General features: G+C 47.6%; 12 protein-coding genes. 5 read left to right on the top strand and 7 right to left on the bottom strand.

The genetic code is table 11. The features are described 5' to 3' along the window. Positions 1 to 90: 90 nt before the first annotated feature. Together Q0N89_RS04275 and Q0N89_RS04270 are read left to right on the top strand one after the other, a co-directional pair. Positions 91 to 1,482, top strand: coding sequence for an FAD-binding oxidoreductase (locus tag Q0N89_RS04275; RefSeq protein ID WP_294033726.1), 1,392 nt, complete (start codon positions 91 to 93; stop codon positions 1,480 to 1,482). Positions 1,483 to 1,546: 64 nt separating this feature from the next. Next, entirely contained in the window at positions 1,547 to 2,038 is a 492-nt protein-coding gene (locus tag Q0N89_RS04270) for a redoxin domain-containing protein (RefSeq protein ID WP_294033723.1), read from the top strand. A 127-nt stretch (positions 2,039 to 2,165) separates the two neighbouring features. Here the strand turns inward: Q0N89_RS04270 and Q0N89_RS04265 are convergent, their stop codons facing one another. Then, the gene (locus Q0N89_RS04265; protein WP_294033720.1) at positions 2,166 to 4,790 is read right to left on the bottom strand and encodes a bifunctional aconitate hydratase 2/2-methylisocitrate dehydratase; all 2,625 of its coding nucleotides are present in this window, start codon (positions 4,788 to 4,790) and stop codon (positions 2,166 to 2,168) included. Between the two features lie 254 nt (positions 4,791 to 5,044). Continuing rightward, on the bottom strand, positions 5,045 to 5,425 hold the full coding sequence (locus tag Q0N89_RS04260; protein ID WP_294033717.1) for a hypothetical protein: 381 nt from the start codon (positions 5,423 to 5,425) through the stop codon (positions 5,045 to 5,047). A gap of 273 nt (positions 5,426 to 5,698) precedes the next feature. Here Q0N89_RS04260 and lipA point away from each other — a divergent pair, with 273 nt between their 5' ends. From lipA to dapD, 3 genes are read left to right on the top strand one after another with little or no spacing between them, the layout of a single operon-like run. Then, entirely contained in the window at positions 5,699 to 6,736 is a 1,038-nt protein-coding gene (lipA, locus tag Q0N89_RS04255) for a lipoyl synthase (protein ID WP_078253238.1), read from the top strand. 41 nt (positions 6,737 to 6,777) lie between these two features. After that, positions 6,778 to 7,722, top strand: a complete 945-nt coding sequence (locus tag Q0N89_RS04250; RefSeq protein ID WP_294033712.1) for an alpha/beta fold hydrolase — start codon at positions 6,778 to 6,780, stop codon at positions 7,720 to 7,722. A 9-nt stretch (positions 7,723 to 7,731) separates the two neighbouring features. After that, on the top strand, positions 7,732 to 8,553 hold the full coding sequence (dapD, locus tag Q0N89_RS04245) for a 2,3,4,5-tetrahydropyridine-2,6-dicarboxylate N-succinyltransferase (protein ID WP_294033710.1): 822 nt from the start codon (positions 7,732 to 7,734) through the stop codon (positions 8,551 to 8,553). Between the two features lie 54 nt (positions 8,554 to 8,607). Here dapD and Q0N89_RS04240 read toward each other — a convergent pair whose 3' ends face one another. From Q0N89_RS04240 to Q0N89_RS04220, 5 genes are all read right to left on the bottom strand, one after another. Continuing rightward, the gene (locus tag Q0N89_RS04240; RefSeq protein WP_294033708.1) at positions 8,608 to 9,381 is read right to left on the bottom strand and encodes a tRNA threonylcarbamoyladenosine dehydratase; all 774 of its coding nucleotides are present in this window, start codon (positions 9,379 to 9,381) and stop codon (positions 8,608 to 8,610) included. Further along, on the bottom strand, positions 9,368 to 10,216 hold the full coding sequence (locus Q0N89_RS04235; protein WP_294033770.1) for a TatD family hydrolase: 849 nt from the start codon (positions 10,214 to 10,216) through the stop codon (positions 9,368 to 9,370). The genes Q0N89_RS04240 and Q0N89_RS04235 overlap by 14 nt, the downstream gene beginning before the upstream one ends. A 121-nt stretch (positions 10,217 to 10,337) precedes the next feature. Next, entirely contained in the window at positions 10,338 to 11,414 is a 1,077-nt protein-coding gene (locus tag Q0N89_RS04230) for a 5'-nucleotidase (protein WP_294033706.1), read from the bottom strand. A gap of 11 nt (positions 11,415 to 11,425) precedes the next feature. Then, on the bottom strand, positions 11,426 to 11,953 hold the full coding sequence (locus tag Q0N89_RS04225) for a Tfp pilus assembly protein FimT/FimU (protein WP_294033704.1): 528 nt from the start codon (positions 11,951 to 11,953) through the stop codon (positions 11,426 to 11,428). Positions 11,954 to 12,145: 192 nt separating this feature from the next. Then, the gene (locus tag Q0N89_RS04220; RefSeq protein WP_294033702.1) at positions 12,146 to 13,660 is read right to left on the bottom strand and encodes an anthranilate synthase component I family protein; all 1,515 of its coding nucleotides are present in this window, start codon (positions 13,658 to 13,660) and stop codon (positions 12,146 to 12,148) included. Positions 13,661 to 13,706 lie beyond the last annotated feature (46 nt).

Raw genomic sequence — 13,706 nt, 5'->3', positions numbered from 1 at the left:
TGGGATTATTTTGGCAGGATAAGCTACCCCATTTGCCATAGATAAGGTATAATTAATAAATTTCCCAAGCCATACACCAAAGGAAGCCTCATGACCACACAAGCTTTTTTGACCGCCCTAAGTAGCGAGCTGCCATCACTTACCATCAAAACCGATGCCAACAGCACTGCCCATTGGGGTCGTGATTGGACCGTGCATTTTGCAGTGGACTGCACAGCCGTGCTATTTCCAAAGACCACCGAAGAAGTCGCTACCATCGTCCGCCTAGCCAATGAGCACGGCACAGCGCTCGTGCCTAGCGGTGGTCGCACAGGTCTGTCAGCAGGTGCGGTAGCTGCCTTTGGCGAAGTGGTGGTGAGCTTTGATAAGATGAACCAAATCGGCACATTTTATGAAGCTGACCGCATGGTCGAAGTCGAAGCTGGTGTCGTCACCAAAGCCCTACAAGAATTTGCCGAGTCAAAAGACCTATACTATGCCGTGGATTTTGCATCGAGTGGCTCAAGCCAAATCGGTGGCAACATCGGCACCAACGCAGGCGGTATCAAGGTCATCCGCTATGGCATGACTCGCAACCAAATCCTAGGGCTTACCGTCGTCACCGGTAAAGGCGATATCCTAGAATTGAACGGCGGTATGCTAAAAAATGCCACCGGTTACGATTTTCGTCATCTGTTCATTGGTGCTGAAGGTACGCTTGGCTTTGTGACCAAAGCACTGATTAAGCTTGAAAAACAGCCGGTCAATCTAACCGCAATGGTGCTTGGCGTGCCTGATTTTAATAGCGTGGTTGGTTTGCTTGATAAATTTGGTAAGGCGTTAAACCTAACCGCCTTTGAATTTTTTGACCACATTGCCGTGACCAAAGTCATCGAAGCAGGTCATACCAAAGCGCCGTTTGAGAGCGAAACGCCGTTTTATGTCTTGCTTGAATTTGAAGCATTGAACGATGAAGTGCTTGAGCTTGCAATGAGCGTCTTTGAAACTTGTGCCGAAGAAGGTTTGATTGTCGATGGCGTGATGAGCCAAAGCGTCGGTCAGCTGCACGAGCTGTGGAAACTGCGTGAGTCTATCTCGGAGACCATCTCGGTATTCACTCCGTACAAGAATGATGTATCGGTGCTGATTAGCCACTTGGGTGATTTTATCAGCGATATTGAGACGATTGTTAAGGATAACTACCCTGACTTTGAAATCTGCTGGTTCGGTCATATCGGCGATGGCAACTTGCACCTAAATATCTTAAAGCCTGCCAATCTGACCAAAGATGAATTCTTTGAAAAATGCCAAACCGTGAACCAATATGTCTTTGACACGGTCAAAAAATACAAAGGCTCAATCTCAGCGGAACACGGTGTCGGCATGACCAAAAAACCATATCTCACCTACACCCGCACGCCTGCCGAGATTGAGTATATGAAAGCGGTCAAAGCCATCTTTGACCCGAACAACATCATCAATCCGGGCAAGATTTTTGATTAATCTTATCCACCCCCAAAAGCTCTGCTCGTCAGGGCTTTTGTTTTATTGAGCCATCAGATTTATCATGAAATGGATTAAAACCTTAGTCAGCTATGTGCTTATCTTTGCCATCATCTATACAGTGGTGAATTATTGGCGTGCGCCAACATCCGTGCCACTATCCCAAGTCAGCACGCTTGAGACATCCACAAAGCTTGGCATCTCGCCTGCCGTGCTACAACAAAGCCATCGGTCGCCTGTACTTATCTATTTTTGGGCGACATGGTGCGGTGTGTGCAGTATCACCAGTGGCAATGTCCAAGCCATCAGCCAAACCTACCCTGTGCAGACCATCGCCATCCAATCAGGCACAGCCGATGAAGTGCATCAGTTTATGAAAAATCACGGCTATGATTTTGCGGTGGCACATGATATGGATGGGCGGATTTTTGATGCTTGGCAAGGGCAAGTAACGCCCTCATTTATCATCATCAAAGACAGGCAAGTCGTTCAGCGATTTACCGGCATCACACCCCTATGGTCGCTACACGCTCGGCTATGGTGGGCGATGATTTAGCCGAAACTTATCGTCATCACACCAACTGACTCTCACCACAACCCCCGTTCGCCTTATCAAGCTCTTATCAAAGCCAAAAAAAACACCGCCATCATAGCGATGGCGGTGTTTTTACCAATAAGGTCGATTAGCTTAGCTGAGCGACATTGATTTTGTCTGCTTTGCCAGTATAATCTGCCATTTGGTCGAAGTTTAGGTAGTTGTAAACTTCTGCTTGCATATTGTCAAGCTTACCTGCGTACTGCTGATATTCTTCAACAGTTGGTAGCTTGCCAAGTACCGCAGCCACAGACGCCAATTCAGCTGATGCCAGATAAACATTTGCGCCTTGACCTAGACGGTTCGGGAAGTTACGAGTAGAAGTCGAAACCGCCGTTGAGTTTGGAGCGATACGCGCTTGGTTACCCATACATAGTGAGCAGCCTGGCATTTCGGTACGAGCACCTGCTTGAGCGTAGGTGTTGTAGTAACCTTCATCCATCAATTGACGCTCATCCATCTTGGTTGGTGGCGCAATCCACATACGAGTAGATAGGCTACCTGCAGGGACTTCTGACAGTAGCTTACCTGCGGCACGGAAGTGACCGATGTTGGTCATGCACGAGCCGATGAATACTTCATCAATCTTGTCGCCAGCAACTTCTGATAGTAGCTTAGCATCATCTGGATCGTTCGGGCAGCATAGGATTGGCTCTTTGATTTCAGACAGATCGATTTCATACACTTTGGCGTATTCTGCATCTGGGTCTGCTTTCATTAGGCTTGGGTTGTCCAGCCATTTTTGCATATTTTCTGCACGGCGAGACAGTGTGCGAGCGTCACCATAGCCTTCCGCGATCATCCATTTTAGCATGACGATGTTCGAGCGTAGGTATTCTGCTACTTTCTCTTCAGAGACAGTGATCGCACAGCCTGCTGCTGAACGCTCTGCTGATGCGTCTGATAGCTCAAATGCTTGCTCAACAGTCAAGTCATTTTCCATCTCGGTCAAGTCAATCTCTAGGATACGACCTGAGAAGATGTTTTTCTTACCTTTTTTCTCAACGGTCAAATCGCCTTCTTTGATTGCATAGTAAGGGATGGCATGGACTAGGTCACGCAGGGTGATACCAGGTTGCATTTTGCCCTTGAACTTCACAAGTACAGACTCAGGCATATCCAGTGGCATCACGCCAGTCGCTGCAGCGAACGCCACAAGACCAGAACCTGCTGGGAATGAGATACCGATTGGGAAGCGAGTGTGTGAGTCGCCACCAGTACCAACGGTATCAGGTAGTAGCATACGGTTTAGCCATGAGTGAATAACACCATCACCTGGGCGTAGTGATACACCGCCACGGTTCATGATGAAATCAGGTAGTGTGTGATGTGTGATGACATCGATAGGCTTAGGATAAGCAGCGGTATGACAGAATGACTGCATCACCAGGTCTGATGAGAAGCCTAGGCAAGCCAAGTCTTTTAGCTCGTCACGAGTCATTGGGCCTGTGGTGTCTTGAGAACCAACGGTAGTCATCTTAGGCTCGCAGTAAGTGCCTGGGCGTACGCCTTGACCTTCTGGCAGACCACAAGCACGACCAACCATCTTCTGAGCTAGGGTGAAGCCCTTGCCAGTGTCAGCAGGTTGTTCTGGTGCACGGAATAGCGTTGATGGTGCTAGACCTAGCGCTTCACGAGCTTTGGCAGTCAGGCCACGACCGATGATTAGGTTGATACGGCCGCCTGCACGCACTTCGTCTAGCAGCACTGGGGTTTTTAGCTTGGTTTCAGCGATTTGTGCGCCATCTTTGACCGCAGTCACAGTTGCTGTCGCATGGTCGATTTTTAGGGTAACTGTATCACCCATGTTCATATCAGACACATCGATTTCGATTGGCAATGCACCTGCATCTTCCATCGTGTTGAAGAAAATTGGTGCAATTTTGCCACCTAGACACACACCGCCATCACGCTTGTTTGGAATGTGTGGAATGTCATCACCAAAGAACCATAGCACTGAGTTGGTCGCTGATTTACGGCTTGAACCTGTACCAACAACATCACCCACATAGGCAACAGGATTGCCTTTGGCGACCAATTCTTTGATTTGGCTTAGTGGGCCAACCACGCCTGGTTGCTCAGGCTTGATGCCGTCACGCTCATTTTTTAGCATAGCATTGGCGTGTAGTGGGATGTCAGGACGGCTCCATGCATCTTGTGCTGGTGACAAATCGTCAGTGTTGGTTTCGCCAGTCACTTTAAATACAGTGATGGTGATTTCTTCTGGGACATCAGGACGGCTGGTGAACCATTCAGCTTCCGCCCATGACTCCAGCACAGCTTTGGCGTTGGCGTTGCCCGCTTTGGCTTTTTCTTCGACATCATGGAATGCATCGAATACAAGTAGTGTCTTTTTGAGTGCATCAGCAGCCAGACCGCCTAGTTCAGCATTGTCTAGTAGCTCAATGAGTGGTGCAACATTGTAGCCACCTAGCATCGTGCCTAGTAGATACACAGCGCGCTCTTTTGAGACCAGTGGTGATACCGCTTCGCCTTTGGCAACCGCTGACAAGAACGCTGCTTTGACATAGGCAGCTTGGTCAACACCTGCAGGTACACGGTTTTCTAGCAAATCCACCAAAAATGCTTCTTCGCCAGCTGGTGGGTTTTTTAGTAGTGCCACCAAATCCGCTGTCTGTGCATCGGTCAATGGTTGTGGCGGTACGCCCAATGCGGCACGCTCTTGGACATGTGCTCTGTATTGTTCTAACATAATCACTTCCTCTTGTTTTCAAAACCATCCCATTCGGTGCTTGATGTCGTCGGCAAATGCCTAACCAAGTGCCTAGAGATTTTATCATCACAAGCCAATTTTTTGGCGTTGCGTTTCCACTTCTAATAATATCTCAAAATTATTATAAATTCAAAAAATCTATTGCCATAACCAACATTTATTTTGTAAATGATGATAAAAGTTATCAAAATATGTTGAATCAGTGCAAATAATCATGCATATTTTACATAATATTACGACCAAAATGGCATTGATAGCATTAATATGCATAACACCACATTAATGCCAACGCTCAGCCATTTTGGAGATGTTTGAGAAGTTTTAGAAGTATTTTGACTCAACATCACAGCCATCACCACCAGTAGCGCATAGACAGCATATGCCGCCCCAAAGCTTATGCCTTGTGTTGTCAGCCACGCCGTGATTGGCTTAGCAAACGCGTTTGTGATGATATTTTGGATAATGATCAATGACATAATTAGCAGCATAAATCGCCAAGTGTGCCATTTGCCGTTTTTTATCCAAATCTTTTGTACCCACGGCATCCATCGGACAGACAGCATAAATACCGCAAGCACCACCACCAAGATCAACGCATTCACCAATGCTTGCATATCATCACCACCTTGATTGATTTATTCTCTGCAACTTAGTATATTGTAAGTATAAATGACCGTCAATCCTATGAATCCACTCAAATCAGCCAGACATTTTATTTCACACTGATTGCATTTTTGACATTTGCCCCGAGATACAGACAATGCCAATTTGTGCGTGTTATTTTTGGCAATTTGGCGTATAATAAGACGATTTTTACACGATAATTTTTAAAACTGTTTATCGCAAAACCATCTATCAAATTAGCTATCATACAATTAGGATAAGCCATGACTGTCCAAACCTTTACCCCAGAAGCCAAACCCGCCCCAAAAAAAGCCGTTCAAGGCGAAAAATTGCGTGGCTATGATAAAGTGGCTCGCATCCCAATCAAAGTCATCCCAACGGTCGAAACCCCAAAAAAACCTGACTGGATTCGCGTCAAGCTCTCAAGCCCTGCCGAAGTCGATCGCATCAAGGCAACCTTACGCAAACAAAAGCTCTACACCGTCTGCGAAGAAGCCGCCTGCCCAAACCTACCGCAGTGCTTTGGCGATGGGACAGCAACCTTTATGATTATGGGTGATATCTGCACACGCCGTTGTCCGTTTTGTGAAGTGGCGCACGGCAGACCGAACCCACTGGACAAAGATGAGCCACGCCACACCGCCGAGACCATCTTGGGACTTGGGCTAAAATACGCTGTTATCACATCCGTCGATCGTGATGACCTAAAAGATGGCGGCGCAGGTCACTTCGTCGAAGTCATCACCGAATCCAAGAAACTTAGCCCAAATTGCTTGATTGAGATTCTTGTGCCTGATTTTCGTGGTCGTGAAGCCATTGCACTAGATTTGCTGACCGAGACCGCACCGGATGTCTTTAACCACAATATCGAAACTGTGCCACGCCTATACAAGGCATTTCGCCCAGGCTCAGACTATCAACATTCATTGAACCTACTCAAGGACTACAAAGCACGCCGTCCTGATGTGGCAACCAAATGCGGCTTTATGGTTGGGCTTGGCGAGACCGAAGAAGAAGTCTATGCCCTACTTGACGACCTAAAAGCGCATGATGTCGATATCGTGACCATCGGTCAGTATCTTGCACCAAGCAAAAACCATGCGCCAGTTGATCGCTATGTGCACCCTGATGAGTTCGCACGCTATACCGAATACGGTAAAAAGCTTGGCTTTTTTAATATTTGGGCGAACCCAATGGTACGCTCAAGCTACTTTGCCGATCGTCAATATTATGGCGAAGACTGCCCACCGCCTGTGCGTAGTGCCAAGGCATTGGCAGCCGAAGGCAAAACAGGCTGTTAATCCACAAGCTATCCATTGATCAATCGCATCACAGGTGATTCATGCAAAGCGTGATTTTATCATCCAACCAAGTCCATCGCCTACACCATCGGTTCTATGAGCCGACAGGCGATGTACAAGCCACCCTGCTCATCGTGCATGGCATGAGCGAGCACAGCGGTCGCTATGATGCCTTTGCCAAGTACCTTGCCGAGCAGGGTATCTTGGTTGCGACCTATGACCAGCTGGGGCATGGTCAGACGGCCAAGGACAAATACGAGCTTGGGTTTTTTGACGAAAAGCACCCTGTGCAGACACTGTGCAAAGATGTCATCATCATGGCGGACAAGCTCAAAGAAAAAGCCCCCACCGTGCCACACTTTATCATGGGTCATTCGATGGGCTCATTCATCGTGCGTACGGTGCTTGTACATCATGCCACAAGCTTTGATGGCGTGATTTTGATGGGTACGGGCAACCGCTTTGGACTCATCAATCAGCTAAGTCTTGGTGCACTTAGCATCCTAAACCGCCTAGCACCCAAGCAAACCAACGAACGCATGGGCTATCTACTTAATCAATACCTACTTAGCCAGCTGCGTTCACCGATTAGCGCATCGCCTTTTGCATGGCTTAGCGAAAATCTGGATGCCATCAAAGCCTTTGAAGCTGACCCCTTGTGCGGATTTTGCTTTACCAATAATGGCTTTGTTACCTTGCAGGCGCTCATCGCGCGAGCCTGCCAAAGCGACTGGTATGCGATGATGGACAGCACTTATCCTGTGCTGTTAATCAGTGGTAAAGATGACCCCGTTGGCAATCTAGGCACTGACATCAAACAGCTACAACAAGCTCTCATCCGTGCCAATGTCCACAATGTGCGGGTGCATCTATATCCCAATATGCGCCATGAGCCGCTGCATGAGCGTGATTATGAGCGTGTGCACCAAGATATTGTACGCTGGCTCAAAGACCAGTTATCCACTCATTCACTTCACCAACCTTAAGGAAATTTTATGTCAAATCTAGCTGCCATCATCGAACAAGCGTTCGAAGACCGTGCCAATTTCACCGCCGAAACTGTATCAGCCGAAATCCGTGATGCCGTTGAACAAGCCATCGAAGGTCTGGACAATGGCTCATACCGTGTCGCCGAAAAAATCGACGGCGAATGGGTTGTGCATCAATGGCTAAAAAAAGCGGTGCTACTGTCATTCAAACTCAACGACAACGCCCCAATGCAATCAGGCGATTTGCAGTTTTTTGATAAAGTCGCCACCAAACACGCCAACTGGAGCGAAGAAGAGTTCAAAGCCGCTGGCGTGCGTGTCGTCCCACCTGCGGTCGCTCGTCGTGGTAGCTATCAAGCCAAAAATGTCGTCCTAATGCCATCATATGTCAATATCGGTGCTTATGTCGATGAAGGCACGATGGTTGATACATGGGCAACTGTCGGCTCATGCGCCCAAATCGGCAAAAATGTCCACCTATCAGGCGGTGTCGGCATCGGTGGCGTACTTGAGCCACTACAAGCCAACCCAACCATCATCGAAGACAACTGCTTTATCGGTGCTCGCTCTGAAATCGTCGAAGGCGTCATCGTCGAAGAAGGCTCAGTCATCTCAATGGGCGTATATATCGGTCAATCAACTCGTATCTATGACCGTGAAACTGGCGAAATCCACTACGGCCGCGTACCAGCAGGCTCTGTCGTCGTACCAGGCAGTCTACCATCTGCTGATGGCAAATACAGCCTATACGCTGCCATCATCGTCAAAAAAGTCGATGCACAAACTCGCGCCAAAACCAGCCTAAACGACCTATTGCGCGCTGAATAATCATTCACCTGCAAAAAAAATTGGGCGCATCAGTGATACGCCCAATTTTTTTATTTATTTCTTGGCAAGTATCTGTAGTGCCGTGCTAGTCATCACCATGCCCGCCGTCGCTGTCATCACCACTGTCGAGCCATAGCCACCGCAGTTTAGCCCCACTTGGCAGGTCTTGTTCACAGTCGGCTGTTCGTCCGAATAGACGCATTTTAGCCCAAATTTCGCCTTACCGCCTTTGGCGATACCTTTTTCACGCAGTTTGGCACGCAGTCTGGCAAGCAGTGGGTCTTGGGTGACATCACGCAAATCGGCGACTTTGAGCCGTGTTGGGTCAAATTTTGCCCCTGCACCGCCCGAGATGACGCAGTCAATTTTATTAAATCGGCAATGCATGGCGATGGCAAATTTCGCAGCCATATCATCAACACAATCAAGCACCACCACCCGCTTACCATCCGCTAGCCAAGCTTGTGCCTGTGCCTTTGTCGGTAAAATCGTTGTGATATTTTCAGGGGTCAAAAAATCATCAACCAGCTCAAGCTCAATCCTAGGATTAATCGCACGAATACGCTGTGCCATCACATCAATCTTGCTCTCGCCGATGGTGTCCGTCAACGCAGGCAGCTGTCGATTGATATTACTGGCCACCAGCACATCCATATCAACGAGCACAATCTTGCCAATCGCTGTGCGTGCAAGGCTCTCAGCCGCCCACGAACCGACACCGCCGACGCCGATGACATAGACGATGGCATGGGCAAATTTATCAAACGCATCGCCGTACAGTGTGCGTACACCGGTAAATCGGCGTTCATAATCATCAATTTGGGTCATGATATTTCCAATCAACTTGTAAAGCTTGACAACTATTATCCCATAAAGTGCGTACCAATTCATCTTTAGCAATATTAAATAAACTTGATAACTCATCAAGCGCATAGGGTAAATTGGCAGGCTCATTAAACTGCCCCAAGTGCTGACACGGCAGCGGCATCATATCAGGACAATCGGTCTCAATCACAAAGGCATCCGCCCCATATTTGGCAAATACCGCCATCACCGCACGACGCAGTTTTTTGGCATTGGGATTGGTGATTTGTCCTGTGATACCAAGCTTAAAGCCCCGTTTGACAAAGGCTAAGGCTTCTTGTTCGCCACCGCTAAAGCTGTGCGCAATACCACCACGCTCATGCGCATCATAGCGATACCGCTCAAGCAGGCGCAGGACATCGGCATGATTTTTGCGAATGTGCAATAAAATCGGCAACTCATACGCCTTGGCAAGCTTTATCTGTTCAACAAAAAATAGCTCTTGTTTGGCAAAGGTTTTCGGTTCTTTTAATTCACTTGGATAAGTATCCAGACCAATTTCAGCGATGGCGATAGGCCTATGATTTTTTATAAATTTTTCAAGAAGCTCTAAATCTTGATGCTGTTGCTCTTGGATATATAAAGGATGCAAGCCAAATGCCAAATGCGACTTTGGCGCACCGTCCAATCCATTGATTTGCTCATTGGTAGCTACCATCTGCCCAAAATACTTGGCAAGAAATCCAACCAAAATCAAATGACGCACGCCATGCTGATGAGCACGATTTGCCATCTGGGCACGAGTATCGTCATATTCGGGCACATCAAAATGCGTGTGCGTATCAATCAACTTAGGAATCATGGTTGTGCTCAATTCACTATTTGGCTGTCATGCAGCGTGGGTTTGGCTTGTGGTGTTTTGCTACTGCGTCTTGGCAATGACACCAAAGCCAATACAATGGCAACTTTTAATGCTGTCTTCATGATGATTTGCTCTTTTTGGCATGGCTAGACTTTGGCTCTTTGGTAGCTTTACTCTCTTTGACATGGGTCAATGTGTCATGTGTCGCACGAGTCGCTTGCTCAAAACCATTTAGCAATGATTCAGAATGATACGGCACCAATGCCGATGGCACAACCGAGCGAGCCGCATTGATATGCTTAATCGAATCATCAAAGAAAATGTGCGGCGCAAAGGTCTTGAGCACGCCCGTCTTATCAAGCCCACCCAAGAAAAACGCCACATCCACCACCACGCCCCACTCACGCAAGGTCTTAATCGCACGCAAATCCGCTGGTGCATTGCGAGCGGTCACAAGCGCAATGCGAATGGGATTATGCGGTGCATCGGTGCTTTGATTGGGTAATTTGGCTTGTAGTTTTGATAGTTTTATTAAAAAATCAGCATACGGACCTTTACCAATCGGCAAATCCGCTTTGGTGCTTTCGTGATGATGAAATGCCTGCAAACCTTCTTGTTGAAACACCAATTCACCCGCATCATCAAACAGCACCGCATCACCATCAAAGGCGATGCGTAACTGCTCGCTATCTAGCTCATGCACCTTGACAGGCGTCGTATCAAGCACCGCACAAGCACAGACACCAGCATCAACGACAGCTTGTGCATCTTCACGATTGGTTGTTAAGAATAAATCAACATTAAAATCCTTGATATAACTCGCCACCGAATCACCCGAGATGAATGCCGAGCGGGTGATGCCAAGCCCATAAGCACGGATGGAGTTTAGCACCTGAATACCCATATCAGGCGAAGATTTGGAGACAATCACCACTTCAACATAAGGCGATTCAACTTCATAATCTTGATTTTCCTGAAATTGATTCAGGTTTAATAAAGCTTCAATCAGCGGATAACCCGAGCCTTTTTGCAGGATTTCGTTTTCGTGTTTTTGTAAGTAATTTTGAAAATTGCGAGCAGCACTATCTTTGTCCGTTGCAATAAAATCTGCCAATTTGGCTTCATTATCCGCCAAATCAAATAGTGCCGTTGCCGAAATTGCAACAATTAGCGTTTCTGAAAAATCTACCGCCATAATCTTATCTCTTATCCGCAGTCAATACTCACCACATCACCCGATTTGGCTGTAACCACGCCATGCATATTGATGGTCGTCAGATGGCTTAGACTGTTGTTTTGTTCAGTGTTGCAGTAGCGAATATTGCCAATGTGTCCACGCGGTTTGGCATTATCGCTCATGAATTTGATATAGTGCCGCCCAAGTGATACCCGCATGGACAATAACCCGTAGCGCAAATCAAGCGGCTGTTTCATCGAAACAATGTCCGCATCATCCAAGCGGTTATTGCTATTTTTATCAACAAATACCAGCAAACCCACCTGCCCTAGTCTATCACACTGCTCATTGACACCATAAGGGCATAAAATGATGTCTTTTTGGTGTAAATTGGCTTCAATCTTAGCACGGCGAATCGCTTCGGCAATATGCCGTTTGCTACTTTGGGACTCGAATCGCTGCATCATCGCATGATAAGCAGGTATCGCCACCATCGCCATCACAGCGATAATCGCTAACACCACAAGCATCTCAATGAGCGTAAAGCCTTTTTGCATCTGAACCCCTTATCTTGTCAGCGAATTATAGCACAAACCACATCAATCACAGTAATGATCTGTTTGTTACAGGCACAAAATCCAAGCGCCTTTAATAGCAGTTTAATAGCAAACATCAAAAAAAAACACACTGTGTCAAATAAAAATCCGCATCAGTCTTTGATTGATGCGGATTTTGGTTCGGCTGGCAGATTACCCAATCTCAAGCCCATCACACGCCATTTCTACAGCCTTGATGATGGCAAGTGCTTTTTTGTTGGTTTCATCCCATTCTGCCATCGGGTCAGAATCAGCGACCACGCCTGCCCCTGCTTGGACATGAACCTTACCATCTTTCATCACTGCGGTGCGAATGGCAATCGCCGTATCCATATTGCCATGCCAACCCAGATAGCCAATCGCCCCGCCAAACACCGTACGGCGTACAGGCTCGACTTCATCGATGATTTGCATGGCTCGAATCTTGGGCGCACCTGACAGCGTACCTGCCGGAAAAGTCGCACAAAACACATCTAGCGCATCGACATCATCACGCACTTGACCTTCGACATTGCTAGCGATATGCATCACCTGCGAGTAGCGTTCGATAAACATCTTATCCGTCACCTTGACCGAGCCGATTTGGCACACTCGCCCGATGTCATTACGCCCCAAATCAATCAGCATCAGATGCTCGGCGATTTCTTTTTGGTCGGAAAGTAGCTCAGCTTCAAGCGCCAAATCTTCTGCCGTATCTCGCCCACGACGGCGAGTGCCTGCCAATGGTCGCACCGTGACCGTACCATCTTCGATACGAGAGAGAATCTCAGGCGATGCACCGATGATATCAAATGGCGATTTACCTGCGCCAAAGGTCTCACCATGTAGCATAAACAGATATGGCGATGGATTCAGATAACGCAGTGCCCGATACACGCTCAAAGCATCCCCATCAAACTCCGCCGTCATCCGCTGTGCTGGCACGACCTGCATCACATCGCCTGCTAGGATATAGTCTTTGATTTTCTTGACATCTTTGCAGAATTTATCCTGCCCTGTGGCAGACACAAAGTTTGGCTTGGCTCTTGTGGTCGTGCTCAAATCAGGTCGCTCGCCCAATGCCTGCTCGATAGCAGCTAGGCGCACGAGTCCATCTTCATAGCCATTTTCAAGCTCGCTATTGGCATAGACAACGATGGACAAGGTATGCTCAAGATTATCAAACACCACCACTTCGGTCGATAGCATCAGCCACAAATCAGGTAAATTCAATGGATTGGGCGCATCCGACTGCCCCACCGATGGCTCAATGGTACGAATCAAATCATAGCCAAAATACCCCACCAAACCACCGCTAAACACCGGCAACGCAGGCACATCATCGGTCGTCGGCATGGTAAACTGCGCCATAAACTTACGAATCTCATCAAATGGCTTGTCCGTCTTGGTGCTCGATACCACACCGACAAGCTCACTGCCAACTTTCATCACGCCGTCTTGGTATTCAAAATACACGCCCTTACCCAGTCCAATCATCGAATAGCGGGCAAATCGCTCACCACCGACCACCGACTCGAACAAATAGGCTTTTGGGTTCAATTTACGGATATTGGCAAAGACCGACACAGGCGTCGCATCGTCCATCAGGCGTTTTTTGATGAGTGGCACATGGCTGTAGCCACGGTGTTTGAATTGCAAAAATTCGTCTTTGGTCATCGGATTTGACATTGTTATAATCCATGAATTTGATAAAAAATTGTTATTATCATAGCAT

The sequence above is a fragment of the uncultured Moraxella sp. genome (genome assembly GCF_945873075.1).
Lineage (GTDB): Bacteria > Pseudomonadota > Gammaproteobacteria > Pseudomonadales > Moraxellaceae > Moraxella.
Note: the sequence above shows the minus strand (reverse complement) of the source record. Positions and strands in the feature narration are given on the sequence as shown.